Origin of the sequence: Actinoallomurus sp. NPDC052308 (assembly GCF_040679195.1) — a bacterium.
In the GTDB taxonomy this organism is placed as follows: domain Bacteria; phylum Actinomycetota; class Actinomycetes; order Streptosporangiales; family Streptosporangiaceae; genus Actinoallomurus; species Actinoallomurus liliacearum.
In genome coordinates this window covers 108,222-124,190 of record NZ_JBFAUM010000012.1, presented here as the reverse complement: position 1 = coordinate 124,190, position 15,969 = coordinate 108,222, and the positions used below count along the sequence as shown (strand labels likewise).

The window sequence follows — 15,969 nt, the reverse complement described above, 5'->3', positions numbered from 1 at the left end:
ATCCATTCCTGCGGCGACCTTCTGTTGCTCAACACCAAGTGCACCAAGTCGTGGTGACGCCGCCGCGTCAACGACGGGCGACCCCGTAGTCGGCGGCGAAGCGCCGTAGCGCGTCGAGGGCCTCGCCGGTGCGTGTCCACGGCCGTACGATCATGCGGTCCACGCCCAGCGCGGCCCACGCGCCGACCTCCTCCGGCCCGGCCAGTTCGTACGCGTGCACGGTGATCTCGAAGGGCCGGTCGCGGTCGCCGAGGTGGCGGCGGAGCCGGTCCAGTTGCGGGCGTGCCGACTCGAGGGTGTGCGGCATGCCGATCCAGCCGTCGCACCGTGCGACCGCGCGGCGCAGGGCGGCGGGCGACTCCCCACCCGCGAGGATCGGGATGCCGCGTGGCTTCGGCTCGAAGGCGACCTCGCCGAAGTCGAAGAACTCGCCGTGGTGCTCGACGACGTCCTCGCTCCACAGGCGGCGGGCCACGTCGATGGCCTCGTCCAGGCGCCGGCCCCGGCTCCCGAAGTCGATCCCCGCCGCCTGCCACTCCCCCGCGTACCAGCCCGCGCCCACGCCCGCGATGGCACGCCCGCCGGAGACGTGGTCGAGCGTCGCGAACGCCCGCGCGGCGACGAACGGGTGGCGCAGCGCGAACAGGTACACCGCCGTGCCGAGCCGGATCCGTTCGGTGACGGCGGCGAGCGCGCACAGGTGGGCCGGCGCGTCGAACAGCGGGGTGGACGGCACGATGCCGGGCCGGCCGGTCCCGGGGTACGCGGCGGTCGACAGGTCGGTGGCGAAGACGAGGTGCTCGGGCATCCACACCGACTCGAAGCCGAGGCGGTCGGCCTCGACCGTCAGGTCCCGCCAGATCCCGGGATGCACGAGCCCCAGGGGGACGCCGAATCTCACGGGGCGACCCTCCCGTCGCGCAGGTCCCGCGCCGCGACGTCCGGATCGCGGTCGGCCGGGTCACCGTAGCCACCGCCACCGGACGTCTCGACCACGAACGCCTCGCCCCCGCGCAGCGGAGAGCGCGTCGCCTTGGGCGGCAGCGGCTCGCGGGCGCCGTCGGCGCGTTCGCGGAAGTAGCCGCCCGCCCGGCCGGGAGCGCCGCCCTCCGCCCCGGCGGGCGGGTGGCTCAACCGGTCGCCGCGCGTGTCGACGTGCGCGTCCTCCAGCACCCGGATCACCGTGCGCGTGCCGAGCCCGCCCCGCCAGCGGCCCCGTCCGCCGGAGTCGGGGATCAGCGCGACCTCCTCGATCCGCACCGGCAGCCGCGCCTCGATGGGCTCGACCTGCGGGATGATGTTGCGGCCGCCGCCGAACAGCGCACCGGTCGCGTCCGGCCCGTCGCGGCCGTACCGCGCGCCCATGCCGCCCAGTTCGAACGCCATGTGCAGCCACGGGCGGGTGACGCCGCTGACGCTGAAGGCCTGCAGGATGCCGGAGGCGGCCGCGCCGCGGCCCGGCAGCGCCCGCGTGAGCGCGGCGAAGACGGCCTCCTCGGCCGCCGCCACGGTGGCCCACCGGCCGCCGCCCGGGTACGGCTTCGTGCAGTTGACGAGGCTCCCCTCGGGCATCCGTACCTCGACCGGCGCGAAGCAGCCCTCGTTCATCGGCAGTGCCGGATCGACGAAGCAGCGCAGCGCGTACATCACGCCGCCGAGCGTCTGGGAGAACCCCGAGTTGACCGGCCGGGCGACCTGCGGATCGGTGCCCGCGAAGTCGACGAGCACCCCGTCGTCGTGCACGGTCACCGCGACGCGGACCCAGTGCCGGCCGTCGCCGTCCTCGACCGCGTACTCCCCCGTGTAGCCGCCCCTCGGCAGCCGCGCGAGTTCCTCGCGCATCCGCGCCTCGGTGTGGGCGAGATAGCCGTCGATCCCGGCCGCGAGATCCTGTTCGGCGGCGAGCGCCTCGACCCGGCGCGCGGCGACGTTGACTCCGGCGACCAGCGCCCGCAGGTCGCCGAGCAGCCGGTCGGGGGTGCGGCTGTTGGCGGCGAGCACCCGCGTGAGGCCCTCGTCCCACCCGGCGGCGGTGGCGATCCGGACCGGCGGCAGTTGCAGTCCCTCGAGGAACACGTCGGCCGCGTCGCTGGCCATCCCGCCGGCGGACAGGCCCGACAGGTCCGCGACGTGGATGAGCGTGCCGGTGAAGTAGGCCGGGCCACCGTCGACGAAGACCGGCCGGAAGACCAGGAGGTCGTTGGCGTGCACGCCGCCCTGGTAGACGTCGTTGGAGCAGAAGACGTCGCCCGGGCGCATGCCGGCGAGCGGGTAGGCGTCGATGACGTACGGGAGGGCGCTGCGCAGGCTCGCGCACTGCACGAGCGCGGTGGACAGCGAGTGCGCGACCAGGCGCCCGCTCGCGTCGAGGATCGCCGCCGCCGCGTCCGCCCCCTCGACGATGAAGGTGGAGTACGCCGAGCGGACGACGACGATGCTCGCCTCCTCGGCCGCGACGCGAAGGGCGTTGCGGAGGATCTCGGCGGTCAGGTCCTCACGCATCCGCGTCCTCCCTCTCCAGCGAGACGGCGCCGTGGTCGTCGAGGACGCCGCTCCAGCCGGGCGGCACGACCAGCGACGCCTGCGGTTCGGTGACGACGCACGGGCCGGTGAACCGTTCGCCGGGGACGCAGGCGGTCCGCTCGCGCACCGGCACCTCGCGGAACGCCCCGCCGAACCACGCCCGCCGGGTCCGGTCCGGAGCCGGGCGCGGTGGGTCCGCCCCGCCCGGGTCCGCCGCTCCGGCGGGCAGGGACACGCGCGCCCGGGCGACGGTCAGCTCCGCGGGGTCGCGCAGGTCGATGCCGTACGACTCGCGGTACCGGGCGTAGAACTCCTCCACCGCGGCCTCGATGACGTCGCGGGTGACCGGTCCGGGGCGGAGCTCGACGGTGAAGGCGTGCGCCTGCCCGGCGAACCGGAGGCCGACCGAACGCGTGACCCGGCCGCGCGCGTCGCCGAGGCCGAGGTCGGTGCGGCCGGCCGCCTCCAGGTCGGCGAGCACCGTCTCCAGCGCCGCCGGGTCGGCGGCGGCGGCCGGGGCGAGGAACGACCGCGACCGCTCGATCGCCAGGTCGGCGTGCAGCAGCCCGGCCGCCGATCCGACGCCGCAGCGCGCCGGGACGAGCACCCGGCGGATCCCGAACCGCTCCGCCAGCCCGGCGGCGTGCGTCGGGGCCGCGCCGCCCAGGGCGACCAGGGTGAAGCCGCGCGGGTCGATGCCGCGCCGGACCGTGACGACGTGCACGGCGGTCCCCATCTGGGCGCCGGCGATGTCGTGGACCGCCGCGGCCGCCTCGACGACGTCGACGCCGAGCGGCTTGGCGACGTGCCGGGCGAGGGCCTCCTCGGCAAGGTCGGGCCGCAGGCGGAGGTCGCCGAAGCCGTCCGGGTCGAGGTAGCCGAGCACGAGGTCGGCGTCGGTGACCGTCGGCAGCGTGCCGCCCCGCCCGTAGCACGCCGGGCCGGGCGCGGCCCCGGCGGACCGCGGGCCGACCCGCAGCGCGCCGGCCTCCACCCAGGCGATCGAGCCGCCGCCCGACCCGACTTCTGCCAGGTCGATCGCCGGGACCTTGATGGGCACGCCGGTGCCCGGCCGCCGCCCGCCGAAGCTCCCCTTGCCGCCGACCTGGAACTCATGGGTGACGCCCGGGCGCCCGTCCCGTACGAGCCCGGCCTTGGCGGTCGTGCCGCCCATGTCGAAGGAGATGAGGTCGGCGAGGCCGTGGCGGGCGCCCTCGCGGGCGGCCGCGACCACTCCGGCGGCCGGGCCGGACTCGATCGTGTAGACGGCGCGGGAGGCGGCGAGCCCCGCCGGCAGCACGCCGCCCGCCGACTCCATCACGTGCACCGGCGCGGTGATGCCGGCCTCGGCCAGGCGATCGCGCAGCCGGCGAAGGTAGGCGCCCATGACCGGACCGACGTACGCGGACATGAGCGTGGTCGTCGCCCGTTCGTACTCGCCGACCTCCGGCCAGACCGCCGAGGAGGCCACGACGGGGGTGCCCGCCGGGAGCCGCTCGGCGATGATCGACGCGAGTCGTCGCTCGTGGGCGTCGTTGGCATGGGAGTGGAGCAGGCAGATCGCCACGGCGGCGACGCCGAGGTCCGCGACGCGCTCGGCGACCCGCCGGGCGGCGTCCTCATCCAGCGGGGTCAGGACGGTGCCGTCGGCGGCGAGGCGTTCGGGGACCTCGAAGGTGTGGGTCAGGGGCACCGGCGGCTCGCCGGGCGAGTACGCCAGGTCGTACCGCTCCTCCTCGACGCGCGCCTGGCGGCCGAGCGCGAGCATCGAGCGGAAGCCCCGCGTCGTGACGAACGCGACGGCGGCGCCCCGGCGTTCGAGGATGACGTTGGTGGCGAGCGTCGTCGCGTGCGTGAACCGGTCGACCGACGCGGGCGCGACTCCCGCGTCGGCGAGCACCCGGCGGACGCCGCGCAGCAGCCCCTCCGTCGGATCGTCCGGGGTCGTCAGCGTCTTGGCGACGTGCACCCGGCCGTCCGCGACGAGGACCACGTCGGTGAAGGTGCCGCCGATGTCCGTGGCCAGTGCCGTCACGCGACCTCCACCCAACCTAGCGACCGCTTGGTGAAGCGTAGAAAGCAGTCCGGCCGCTGTCAACGGCGGTCCCCGCTCGGCAGGGTCGTACGGCTCGGGCGGACCTCCACCGTCAGGCGGAGGTCACTTCCGTTCGCCCGCGGTCTTGCTCGGAGACTCCCCTTCGTGCCGGCGCAACTGTCCGCCGTGCCCCTCGGTCAGCTCGCGCTCCAGCCTGGGCTCGCGCCCCGTGATCTCACGAGTGGGCCTCCCGACCCTGGCCTGGCCAGGCCTCTGCCCCGCTTCTCGCGCTCCTCGCCCCGTCTTTCGTCCCTCTCCCACGGTCGGCCAGGCCTTCGTCTCCCAGAACTTCCAGCCCTCCCGGATGGTGGGGAACGTGGCGACGCCCGTGTTGATCCTCAACCGGCCGCAGTTATGGAAGATCTTCCACTCGTCGAAGCCGACTTTCAGGCCGAACACCCGGTACCGCACATGTCCGATCATTCCCTTGGTGACGTGGACGGTGTACTGGTGCCCGCTCTCCACGGAATGCTCCTGCTCGACCTCCGGCCGCAATTCCTTTCTGACGCGGGCGAGGAAGTTCTGCACGGTGACGTCGGTGTCGACCTCTTTCTCTAGCTCGACGTGCAGCCGAACGAGGTGGACCCGCCTGATCCAGACCTGGATGTCACCGCCGGGGCCGTCGACGTAATAGGAGTCCGGCACGAACAGGTCGACGGGCTTCTGGAATCGGAGGCGGAAGTAGACGCGCGGATCGCACCCCGCGATGAAGTTCTTCAGCGGCGTACGGCGCGGCCGGGGGAAGGCGGTCGGCGTCCGCGAGGCGGACGCCGACGGACTGGCGCCGATCGAGACGTTGATGCCGTCGGACTTCGCACTGGCCGACGTGGTGGCACTGGCCGACGCGGTCGCGCTGGGGGACGCGGTGGCGGTGACGGTCGCAGTCGCAGTGGCGGTCGCGGTGGGAGACGCGGTGACGGTGGCGGTCGCGGTCGGGGCGGGGGTGGGCCGCGGACGCGGCCCGGGATCGGCCATGGGGGCCCTCACGGTCCGGCGGGGTTCGCGCCGTCTCGGCCCGGCACCGTCGGGCGCGCCGGCGGCCGGCCACGGGTCCCGGCCGGCCGCGGACGCGGTGACGCCGCCGCGGTCCGGAGACGCGGTGGCGGGGGCGAGGGACGAGACGGCCGCGGCGACGAGGACGCACAGGGACCCGATGGCGGCCGAGGCCGTCACCGTCGCCAGAGGAGATGGAACCACGGCGCTCATCCGAGGATTACGCATTGGTGCACCATTCCCTTGGAACGCAGCATTGCGCGATAAATACCGTAGGCGAAGATCTATTCTTTCCCAGGGCCGACGGTAACACGGGGTCGACAGAAATCCCGGAAGGCGCGTTCGCATGTTTCCCGGGCAGACATTTACCGCAATTCCGCTTCTCCGGTTGATTCGTCGGAGTGACACTGAGCTAGCGTCCGCTTGGTACGATGCGGCGTCGCGCTACCTTCGGGAGGTCCAGTGCTGTCCGGAAAGGTCGCTGTCATCACCGGGGCCGGCCCGGGCCTGGGCCGCACGCTCGCCGGGCTGATGGTCGAAGAGGGCGCGCGGGTCGTGGTGTCCGCGCGCTCGCGGGCCGCCCTGGAGGAGACCGCGGCCGCCGCCGGAGCGCTCGCGGTGCCCGCCGACGTGCGGGACCCCGACCAGGTGCAGGCGCTGGCCCGCACGACCGTCGACCGGTTCGGCCGGATCGACGTGCTCGTCAACGCGGCGTTCCCCGGCACCCATCGCAAGAACGTCCTCGACATGGACCCCGACTACCTCGAGCTCTGGCGCTCGGCGGTGGAGACGGCGACGTACGGCACCCTCCTCGCGTGCCGTTACCTCGCCCCGTACATGGTCGAGGGCGGCGGCGGATCCATCGTCAACGTGACCTCCCTGTCGAGCCGCACCGGCTATGCCGGCCGGAGCGACTACGCCACCGGCAAGGCGGGCGTCCACCTGCTGTCCCACTGCCTCGCCGACGAGCTCGGCCCGCTGGGCGTCCGGGTGAACTGCGTCGCGCCGGGCTGGATCGCCAGCGACGCGCTCACGACGTGGATGGAGACGCGCGCGCGGGACGAGGGCACGACGTTCCAGGCCGTGTACGACCACGACGTCGACCGCATGGCGCTCCGGCGGATCGCAACCGAGGAGGACGTCGCCCGTGCGGTGATGTTCTTGGCCGGCGACGGGGCCAGGGCGATCACCGGCGCGACCATCGATGTCAACGGGGGTCAGCTGTTCACGTGAGGTCGAGGAAACCCATACCGTCGTGGCCGCGTCTTACGATGGTGATCGTGCCGGGGTCGTACACATGGTCGCGCCTGTCCGAGGCCGACGTGGTCGAGTTGCGCGATCTCGTGTCCGGACGCTCCACCGTGCTGCGCCGCCCCCCTTCCGACCTGCTGGCCATGGACGACATCGTCCGGCTCGAGGCCCTCGCGTTCCGGGAGAGCGCCGGGCCGCAGGCGGAGCTGTTCGGCGCGCTGGACACCGACCCGCTGCGGGTCCTCACCGGCATGAACTGGCTGATCGCCTTCTGGGCGGTGCTGTGGGACCTGCGCGCGGGCGAACCCGCCGGAGACCTGATCCGGACACTCGACTACGACGGCCCCTGGCGCAAGGGCGCCACCCCCGAGCAGGAGCAGGTCTGGCGGTCGATGAGCCAGCGGGTCCGCACCGGCGTGTTCGCCGCCCTCACCGGGAACCCGGAGTCCCACCGGGTGTACGCCGACGACGTCCGCCGGCTCGCCCCGGACGTCTTCCTGCACGTCACCCTGACCATCATGGACGCGCTGAGCCGCAACCTCGGCCGGCAGGGTCTCGAGCTCTCGGGCATGGCGGCCGAGCTGGAGGCCTACACCGAGCCCGGCCGGCCGGGCGGCGGGCCGTCGTTCAGCCCGCCACGCTGAGCACCCGTTCAGCGGGTCGGCATGACGAAGACGGCGGTCGCCTCCGCGGTAACCCGCCCGTCCGGTCCCAGGATGCGGCTCTCGACGAACGTCTTGCGGCCTTCCACGCGGACCGCCTTCGCCTCGGCGGACAGGGGAACGCCGAGCGGCGTCGGCCGCCGGTAGCGCAGGTCCAGTCCCGCGGTCATGCCGGGCGTGCCGTTGGCGGACGCCGCGACGCCGGACAGGTGGTCGAGGACCATCGCCGACACACCGCCGTGGACGAAGCCCGGCGGCCCCTCGTACAGCACGCCGAGGGTGAACTCGCTGCGTGCGGTCCCGTCGGGCGAGACGCTGATCTCGATCGGCGGGGCGAGGGGGTTCAGCGCGCCGGTGACCGGGCTGCCGAGCTGGCGGACGATCCCGCCCTCGCCCACCTGGGCGCCCGGCGGGATGCCCCGGCCGGCCTCGGCGAGCCGCCGGGTCAGCAGCTCGACCTCACGGGCGACGACGGCGACCTCGCTCTGGTCGGCGCGGGTCAGGACGACCAGTTCCGACAGCTCCCGTACGCGCGCGGCCAATTCGGCGAGGCCGGCAATCCGGACCTCATCGAAATCCTGCCGGTCACGCTCTTCGAACACCCGCTGCATGGCCGTCCACGCTCCGGTCACGGGACCTCCTTCGTCGGAGAAGTGACCAAAGGTGCTGTGCTCATGACTCGCTCGCTCCGCTCACTCACGCGGCCTCCTTCGTCGGAGAAGTGACCAAAGGTGCTGCGCTCATGGCTCGCTCGCTCCGCTCACTCACCCGGCCTCCCCGCCTCGCTGCCGAACTGGATTCTAGACCGACGATCCTCGGCGGTCACTCGACCAAGCAAATGCTTGGTGTTACCGTCCCCTCCATGGCTGGAGAACGGGTGGCCCGCGCGGCGGTGGTCCGGGAGTTCGGCGTTCCGATGGAGCTGACCGAGATACGCGTCCAGCCGCCGCAGAGCGGTGAGGTCCTCGTACGGATCGCCGCGTCCGGGGTGTGCGGCTCCGACATCAAGGCGCTCGACGGGCACAGCCCGGTCGCGCGGCAGCCGCCGCTGGTGCTCGGTCACGAGAGCGCGGGCGTGGTGGCCGAGGTGGGTCCGGGCGTCACGAGCGTACGGCCGGGCGACCACGTGGTCATCGCGATGAACGGCCCGTGCGGGCGCTGCCGCAACTGCTCGCGCGGCCGCGTGCACCTGTGCTCCGGCCCCGCACGACTCAACGCGATCATGGGCCTGATGGGCGACGGCACCACCCGCCTGACGGTCGACGGCGTCCCCGCCCGGCCCATGATCGGCATCGGGTCGTTCGCGGAGTACGCGGTGGTCGGCGAGGCCGCCTGCGTCAAGGTACGCGCCGAGGCGCCGCTCGACCTGCTCGCCCTGACCGCGTGCGCCGTCGTCACCGGGGTCGGCGCCGTCCTGAACACCGCCCGCGTCGAGACGGGGGCGAGCGTGCTCGTCGTCGGCTGCGGCGGCGTCGGCCTGAACGTCGTCCAGGGCGCGGTCCTCGCGGGCGCCACGACGATCATCGCGGCCGACGTCGTGCCCGCCAAACTCGCACTCGCCGAGGGGTTCGGCGCGACGCACACGATCCTCGCCGAGGACCTGCCCGCCCAGGTCGGCGAGATCGTACGCGGCGGCACCGACTACGCCTTCGACGTCACCGGCAACGTCGACGTGCTCGCTCAGGCGTTCGCGGCGACGCAGCCGGGCGGCACCACCGTGATGGTCGGCAGCCCGCCCGCCGGCCGGCCGCTGTCGATCCCCCCGCAGACGCTGTTCGCCTCCCGGCGTCTGCTGGGCACCCAGGGCGGCGACGCCGTGCCACGCCGCGACCTCCCCCTCCTGGCCGACCTGCACCGCCGCGGCCGCCTCGACCTGGAGCGCCTCGTCAGCGAACGCGTCCCCCTCGACAAGATCAACGACGCGATCGACCACGTACGCTCCGGCGCCGTCGCCCGCTCCGTCATCGTCTTCGACTGATCAGCCCGCCTGCAGCCGACGCCCCAGCAGGTGCCCGTTCCGCACGTCCTGACCAGGCTCGAGGTAGACGGTGAGCCCGCGCAGTCCGACGAGCGGCGCCAGGTCGATCCCCGGCGCGACGCCCTTCAGGAATAGCCGCCGCAGCTTGCGCAGGCCGCCGAGCGGGCTGAGATCGGTGACATCACTGCAGTGACGGAGCCAGAGCGTCTGCAACTCCGTCAGTCCGGCCAGCGGGCCGAGGTCGTCGATGCCCGTGTCCTCGAGGTCAAGGAAGTACAGGCGGCGAAACGCGGTGATCGGCGCGAAGTCGGTGACGCCACGACAGCCCCAGATACCGAGTTCCTCGAGATCAAGCCCGGCGAGGGGACGCAGGTCGGTCACCCAGGACGAGTGGTTGACGTGCAGGAACTGCAAGTTCGCCGCCCGCCGCACCAGATCCTCCAGCCCTGACTCGAGAGATGAGCCGATGAGGCGCAGGCTACGGAGGCCCTCCAGCGGAGGAAGCGCGTCCAGATCGGTCAACGCCGGGCATTCTTCGAGCGTGAGGTCTCTGAGCGAGATCTGCGCATGCAGCGGAGAGAAGTCGGTGACCTCCTCGAGGTGGACGAGCCCGATCGCGTCCAGCGCCGGGAGGTCGCGAACGAATTCCAGGTCCCGCAGGCCGGACGACGAAAGCCGAAGACTTCGCAGGTTCGACAGCCGGCGCAGCGGCGCCATGTCGCGCACGACGGCCGAGGTCGAGATGTTGACCCAGGTGAGGCTGTCGGCGTGGGCTGTGAGCGGGCTCAGATCACCCGACTCCATCTGGCCGAGGATGAGCTCGCTGATCGGTTGATCGAGGTCGTGGAGGAACGAGAGGTCGGCCAGCCCTTCGCCGGCGGAGTTCAGCGATCTCAGCTGCCGGACGTGCCGAGCCGCGGTCAGGAGCCGCGGCGGGACGGTCACCCAGCGGTCGGCCAGCGGGGCGTCGGCCAGTACGCGCCGGGCGTAGTCATCCGGGTCGAAGTACTCCCAGCCCTTGATCAGCTCCTCCTGGACCAGGAAGCGGGAGTCGGCGCCGTAGCCGGCGAGCAGGTCGAGGGCGTGCGGTCCGTTCACCAGCCAGGCGGTGCGGACGACGGCGCGCGCAGCGGCGGGCGTCAGGGCGTCCAGGCTCTTGGGCAGGCGGTCGAGGATCGTCTCGCCGACGCTCGACAGGGAACGCGCCGAGGCCAGGTCGCGTGGCGGAACGAGGTCGTCGAGGCAGGCGTCGATGGCCTGTCGCAGCTCGGCCGGGATGGCGGGAAGGGTCTCCAGGCAGCCGGCGACGAGCAGTTTGAGGCGCCGGGCGTGGCGCGGTTCGCCGTCGATTCGGCGGAACAGGCCGCCGAGCAGTTCGGCGCGTTGGGGGGCGTTGGCGTGGCCCGCGGCCATGATGATCGTCTCGCGCCACTGGTCCTTGTGGGCCTGGGTCAGCAGGGGTTCGAGGTCGCCGTCGTCGGCGAACTGCTTGGCCGTCAGGTACTCCTGCACGGTGCGGTGGACGAAGTCGATCCGCCCGGGCACGGGCTCGCGCAGCACGCCGCTGCGCTCCAGCAGGTGCTCCAGCACCGCTGCGCCGTCGGTGGGCGCGCTCGGCATCGTCGCCAGTCGCGTGCCGATCCAGCGGATCACCGCGTCCTTGGGCAGTTCGGTCCGCCCGGTGATCGACAGCCGCCAGGCCAGGTCCTGCAGGATCAGCATCTTCTGGGCGCGTTCGAGGACGATGGCGTCGTCGAGCGCGATCTGCCGCTCGACGTCGCGGCGTTCGAGCAGCAGCTCCAGCGCCGCCGCGTACAGGCCCATCCGGTCGCGCGGCAGTTGCTTCTCCCGGTCGAGGTTGAGCGCGCACAGCATGGCGGCGAGCAGCGGGCTGCCGGCGAGGGACCGCAGGTGCGGCGCCGACTCCAGCCGTGCCAGCAGCGCGGCCTCGAAGCCGGGCAGCTGTTCAGGAGCGCAGGGCAGGTCCCCCGCGTCGCGCACGGCCTCATGCCAGTGCCGGATCAGCTCCCTGACGTCCGCCGGGGTCATCCGCTCCAGCAGGGCGGTGGCGAACCCCTCCCCCGCCAGCCAGTCGGCGCTCGCCGCCGCGGGCCGGGAGGTGACGACGGCCCGCAGCCCCGGGTACGCGGCGAGCAGCCCGCTGAGCCACGGCCGTAGTGCCCGGCGGCGCGCGCCCGGCAGCTCGTCGACCCCGTCGATCATCAGCAGCGCCCGGCCGCTGCCGAGCACCCGGTGCACCCAGCCGGCCGGCATCAGCCCGGTGATCGGGTCGGCGACGCCTTCGAGGAAGCGCTCGGGCGTCGGCAGTGTCCCGCCGGTGTGGCTGCGCAGCTTGATCAGGAAGGGCACGCACCCGTTCCAGTCCGCCAGGTCCCCGGTGAAGGTGCCTCGCGCGGCTGAGATCGCCAGCCAGCGCAGCAGCGTGCTCTTGCCCGAACCCGCCTCCCCGCGGATCAGCGTCAGCGGCGCCCGCCCGAGCGCGGTCTCGACCCGCAGCGTCGCCTCCGCGGCCTGCGGCTCGTCCCCGCGCCACTCGTCGATCGGCAGCGGGCGGGCGGCGGACCGCCGGGACCGGCCGTGCTCGGCGGGGTCCTCGTCCGTGGACACGCTGAGGCTGATGTAGGCCACGCTCAGCGTCGTACGGGGCCGGTACCGCTCGACCCGGACGCCGAACAGCTCCAGGACGTCCAGGGTCGTGCTGACGTGTTCGAGGTAACGCCGCCGGAAGGCCTCGTCGGTGGCCGTCCCCTCCGGCGCGTCGAGCGTGCGGACCGGAAGCCGCGCGAGCAGCAGCGACACCTGGTCCGCGACGGCCGTCAGCCGCGCCAGCGTCTCGGTGGACGCTCTGGGCCCGAACTGCGGCAACTGCTGGACGATGCGCGCGAAGCAGTCGCAGCACTCGTCCAGCACCACGTCGTACAGCCGCGCTCCGGCCTCCCCGAGCTGCCCGTCGAGCGCGCGACGCGGCAGCCCCGCCCGTACGTGCGCGGCGAGGCGCGTCGCGTCCAGGTCGGTCGCCAGCAGCGCCCGGTCCGACAGGTCGGCGTCGGCGAAGGTCTGGGCGACCTCGGCCAGCGCGGCGGCCTTGTCGTTCTCGCGCAGCCCGCCGTACTCGTGCCCGCACAGTGTGAGCAGCCGCTCGGCGACCTGGTCGGCGATGTCGTCGATCTGGCGCTCGAACCGGCGGCGCACGATCCGATCCGGGAACCTGGTCCGCATCAGGTCGACGAGATCTCGCGTCCGCTCGCGCTCGGCGGACCACCCGGTCAGCCAGGTCTGGGCCAGGTGGTGACCCAGCGCCTTACCGATGGCGACGGCCACGGCCTCCAGTGCCATGCGAAGCCTCCCAAGACAGCCCGAAGCGCATTATCGCGGAGTACTCCGCCTTAGACGCCCCTTCGCCGCTCAAGGCTCCCGAGACCACGATGCGGCGGAGCGCGGATCGGGGTGGGTCGGGCGGTAGGTGGCGGCGTAGGCGTCGAGGGCCGGGAGGACGACCTCTCTCGGGCCGGACGGGAGGCGGAGGACGACCTCCTCGATGCCGAGGGAGGCGTAGTAGTCGAGCTTGCCGGGGGTCGGGTCGGTGCCGAAGGGGATGATCGGGACCGGGTCGCGGCCGGCGCGGGCGCAGGCGTCGCGCAGGGCGGGCAGCGCCTCGCGGACGCCCGCGCCGCCGATGGGCAGCCAGCCGTCGCCGTACTCCGCGATGTGCCGGAAGAGCGTCGGGCCCGCCGCGCCGCCGAGCAGGACCGGGATCCGCCGCGCCGGTTTGGGCCACGCCCACGACGGGGTGAGGCGCACGAAGTCCCCCTCGTACGACGCCTCCTCACGCTCCCACAGGGCGCGCATGGCGAGGACGTGTTCGCGGGCGCGGTCACGGCGGGTCTCCCACCGCACCCCGTGGTCGGCGGCCTCCTCGCGGTTCCAGCCGAAGCCGACGCCCAGGGCGACCCGTCCGCCGCTGAGGTGGTCGAGGGTCGCGACGGCCTTGGCGGTGACGATCGGTTCGCGTTCGGCGATGAGCGAGACGCCGGTGCCCAGGACGATCCGTTCGGTGACCGACGCGGCGGCGGCCAGGGCGACCAGCGGATCGAGCGTCCGCGCGTACTCCTCCGGCAGGACCGGGTCGCCGGTCGGCGGCGGGGTGGCGCGGCTCACCGGGATGTGCGTGTGCTCGGGCAGGTAGAGGGAGGCGAACCCGCGCCGCTCGGCCTCGACGGCGAGCTCCGGGACGGCCATCGCCCGGTCGGTGGCGAACATCGTGACGCCAAGCCTCATCGTCCCTCCGAAGGTTGTTCAACCAAGCGATTGCTCGGTAATTATAGATTGATGTAGCGTGCGCTTGTTCGGTGCAGCCGGGCACGACGGAAAGGGGCGCGCCATGCCGTTCGCGGACCTCGCGGACCCGGGCCGGCCGGGAGGCGACGTTCGGCTCTTCTACACCGACGACGGAGCCGGCGACCTGCCGCTCCTCCTCGTGCACGGCTGGGGTTCGGACTCCCAGGAATGGGCCTGGCACCTGCCGGACCTGGCGGCGCGTCACCGCGTCATCGCCGTCGACGTGCGCGGCCACGGCAACTCCTCGGTCCCGCCGAGCGGGTTCCACCCGCGCGCCATGGCCGCCGATCTCGTACGGCTGCTGGACCATCTGGACGTCCCGCAGGTCATCGGGGTCGGTCACTCGATGGGCGGCCAGATCGTCAGCATCCTCGCGGTCGAGCACCCCGATCGGGTGAAGGCGCTCGTCTGCGTGGATCCGGGCTACGGCCATCCCCCCGAGATCTCGGCGGCCGCTCCGGCGCAGGTACGGGCGCTGCGGGCGGACGCCGGCGCCGCGCTGCGGATCGACGCGTGGTGCTACACGCCGGTCACCCCGCCAATGATCAAGGTGTGGCACGCCCGGCGGCTGCTCGCCATGCCGCCGCACGTGCTGGCCGAGGCGTTCGCCGGGCTGTTCACCGGCGAGGACCAGATCGGCAGCCGGCCGGCCTGCGACGACTACCTCAAGCGCCGCGAGTGCCCGGTGCTCACCTTCCGTTTCGACCCGGCCCTGTCCGCCTGGGACGAGTCCCTGTCCACGCATCCCGCCTCGACGACCGTGACCTGGCCCGGCTCGGGCCACCGCCTTCATGAGGAGCGCCCCAGGGAATTCCTGCTCGTCATGAACCGATGGATCAAAGGGGTAACGCAGTGAAGTTCGCCATCTTCCTCAATCCGCAGATTCCGGGGTCGGGCTACAGCGCCGAGGCGAACGCCAAGGCGAAGCGGCCCATCGGGCGGGACACCGAGTCGTACCAGAGACTGCTGCACGAGGTCCGCGAGATCGCGGTGCACGCGGACCGGGTCGGCTTCGACGCCCTCATGATGACCGAGCACCACTTCCACTCCGAGGGCATGGAGTTCTCGGTCAACCCGCTGATGTTCCTCACCGACCTGGCGGCCCGCACCGAGCGGATCCTGCTGGCCCCGCTCGGCCTGGTCCTGCCGGCGTGGGACCCGATCCGCGCCGCCGAGGACGTCGCGCTGCTCGACCAGTTCTCCAAGGGAAGGCTGCGCCTCGGCGTCGCCCGCGGCTATCAGAACCGCTGGATGAACGTGCTCGGCCAGCGCTGGCACGCCGCGGCCGCGCGGTCCGACGGTTCGGCGTCCGACAACCGCAACTTCGACGTCTTCGGCGAAGTCCTGAAGATCATGAAGATGGCGTGGACGCAGGACACGCTGAAGTACAAGAGCGACGTCCTCGACTACCAGGTGCCGTTCCCGTACGACGGCATCGAGGGGTGGCCGGCCACCGAGTGGACGAAGACGTTCGGCGCGCCGGGTGAGATCGACGACGACGGTGTGATCCGCTCGGTGGCCGTGTGCCCGCGGCCGTACCAGAACCCCTATCCGGAGCTGTGGCAGCCGTTCACGATCAGCGACCGGTCCGTGATCCGGGCGGCCCAGGAGGGCATCCTGCCGTGGCTGTTCACGCCGAACCCCGACGACCACGCCGCCAAGGCCCGGCTCTACCAGGAGGAGTCGGCCAAGTGCGGCCGGGACTACAAGCTCGGTGAGCACACCGGCATCCTCAAGATCGTCGGCATGGCGGACACGCGCGAGGACGCCATCGAGACGTACGGGCGTAACATGCCCAAGGACTTCGCCGCGTTCTTCGGGCCGTTCGGGTACCTCGAGGTCATGCGCAAGAAGGAGGACGACAAGCACGTCCCCATCAGCCCGGAGAAGGGCGATTTCAAGCGCATGAACGAGGTCGAGATGGCGCTGCTCGGCGGGCCGGACGACGTCAAGCGCGGCATCCAGCGGATGCTCGACCGGATGCCCGACCTGGAGTGGTTCGGCCTCTACATGCAGGGCCAGCAGGGCGTGCTGCCGCTCGACACCGTCAAGCGGAACCTGGAGCTGTTCGCCACCAAGGTCATCCCCGAGTTCGCGGACTGATCGGC

Annotated in this window: 12 protein-coding genes; 5 read left to right on the top strand and 7 right to left on the bottom strand. The window is 72.7% G+C overall.

The window, feature by feature from the left end:
- Positions 1-67 precede the first annotated feature (67 nt).
- From AB0L00_RS26345 to AB0L00_RS26330, 4 genes are all read right to left on the bottom strand, one after another.
- Positions 68-901, bottom strand: a complete 834-nt coding sequence (locus tag AB0L00_RS26345; protein WP_364439281.1) for a TIGR03619 family F420-dependent LLM class oxidoreductase — start codon at positions 899-901, stop codon at positions 68-70.
- Positions 898-2,502 (bottom strand): hydantoinase B/oxoprolinase family protein, encoded by a 1,605-nt coding sequence (locus AB0L00_RS26340; RefSeq protein ID WP_364439278.1) that lies wholly within the window; start codon positions 2,500-2,502, stop codon positions 898-900. Before AB0L00_RS26340 ends, AB0L00_RS26345 begins: the two co-directional genes overlap by 4 nt.
- The gene (locus tag AB0L00_RS26335) at positions 2,495-4,558 is read right to left on the bottom strand and encodes a hydantoinase/oxoprolinase family protein (RefSeq protein ID WP_364439275.1); all 2,064 of its coding nucleotides are present in this window, start codon (positions 4,556-4,558) and stop codon (positions 2,495-2,497) included. Before AB0L00_RS26335 ends, AB0L00_RS26340 begins: the two co-directional genes overlap by 8 nt.
- Before the next feature lie 123 nt (positions 4,559-4,681).
- Entirely contained in the window at positions 4,682-5,815 is a 1,134-nt protein-coding gene (locus AB0L00_RS26330) for a hypothetical protein (RefSeq protein WP_364439272.1), read from the bottom strand.
- A gap of 258 nt (positions 5,816-6,073) precedes the next feature.
- On the opposite strand from AB0L00_RS26330, the gene AB0L00_RS26325 reads away from it, so the two are divergent.
- Together AB0L00_RS26325 and AB0L00_RS26320 are read left to right on the top strand one after the other, a co-directional pair.
- On the top strand, positions 6,074-6,844 hold the full coding sequence (locus tag AB0L00_RS26325) for an SDR family oxidoreductase (protein ID WP_364439269.1): 771 nt from the start codon (positions 6,074-6,076) through the stop codon (positions 6,842-6,844).
- A 47-nt stretch (positions 6,845-6,891) separates the two neighbouring features.
- A complete protein-coding gene (locus tag AB0L00_RS26320; protein ID WP_364439266.1) occupies positions 6,892-7,506 on the top strand; it encodes a hypothetical protein in 615 nt (204 codons plus the stop codon).
- An 8-nt stretch (positions 7,507-7,514) separates the two neighbouring features.
- Here the strand turns inward: AB0L00_RS26320 and AB0L00_RS26315 are convergent, their stop codons facing one another.
- Entirely contained in the window at positions 7,515-8,156 is a 642-nt protein-coding gene (locus tag AB0L00_RS26315) for a PaaI family thioesterase (protein ID WP_345361586.1), read from the bottom strand.
- A 230-nt stretch (positions 8,157-8,386) separates the two neighbouring features.
- Between AB0L00_RS26315 and AB0L00_RS26310 the strand changes: the two genes are divergently transcribed.
- Complete coding sequence (locus AB0L00_RS26310) at positions 8,387-9,502, top strand: alcohol dehydrogenase catalytic domain-containing protein (RefSeq protein ID WP_364439262.1); 1,116 nt, start codon at positions 8,387-8,389, stop codon at positions 9,500-9,502.
- Here the strand turns inward: AB0L00_RS26310 and AB0L00_RS26305 are convergent, their stop codons facing one another.
- Together AB0L00_RS26305 and AB0L00_RS26300 are read right to left on the bottom strand one after the other, a co-directional pair.
- Positions 9,503-12,859, bottom strand: a complete 3,357-nt coding sequence (locus AB0L00_RS26305; protein WP_364439259.1) for an NACHT domain-containing protein — start codon at positions 12,857-12,859, stop codon at positions 9,503-9,505.
- A gap of 69 nt (positions 12,860-12,928) precedes the next feature.
- Positions 12,929-13,801 carry an LLM class F420-dependent oxidoreductase gene (locus tag AB0L00_RS26300; protein ID WP_364439256.1) on the bottom strand — a complete coding sequence of 291 codons (873 nt, stop codon included), beginning with the start codon at positions 13,799-13,801 and terminating at the stop codon, positions 12,929-12,931.
- 103 nt (positions 13,802-13,904) lie between these two features.
- Between AB0L00_RS26300 and AB0L00_RS26295 the strand changes: the two genes are divergently transcribed.
- Positions 13,905-14,717, top strand: coding sequence for an alpha/beta hydrolase (locus tag AB0L00_RS26295; RefSeq protein WP_364439253.1), 813 nt, complete (start codon positions 13,905-13,907; stop codon positions 14,715-14,717).
- Entirely contained in the window at positions 14,714-15,964 is a 1,251-nt protein-coding gene (locus AB0L00_RS26290) for an LLM class flavin-dependent oxidoreductase (RefSeq protein WP_364439250.1), read from the top strand. Before AB0L00_RS26295 ends, AB0L00_RS26290 begins: the two co-directional genes overlap by 4 nt.
- Positions 15,965-15,969 lie beyond the last annotated feature (5 nt).

Bases quoted from the DNA above. Each gene is read 5' to 3' on its own strand.
- AB0L00_RS26305 (WP_364439259.1), bottom strand. From the start codon at position 12,859: ATGGCACTGGAGGCCGTGGCCGTCGCCATCGGTAAGGCGCTGGGTCAC.
- AB0L00_RS26310 (WP_364439262.1), top strand. From the start codon at position 8,387: ATGGCTGGAGAACGGGTGGCCCGCGCGGCGGTGGTCCGGGAGTTCGGC.
- AB0L00_RS26295 (WP_364439253.1), top strand. From the start codon at position 13,905: ATGCCGTTCGCGGACCTCGCGGACCCGGGCCGGCCGGGAGGCGACGTT.
- AB0L00_RS26300 (WP_364439256.1), bottom strand. From the start codon at position 13,801: ATGAGGCTTGGCGTCACGATGTTCGCCACCGACCGGGCGATGGCCGTC.
- AB0L00_RS26340 (WP_364439278.1), bottom strand. From the start codon at position 2,502: ATGCGTGAGGACCTGACCGCCGAGATCCTCCGCAACGCCCTTCGCGTC.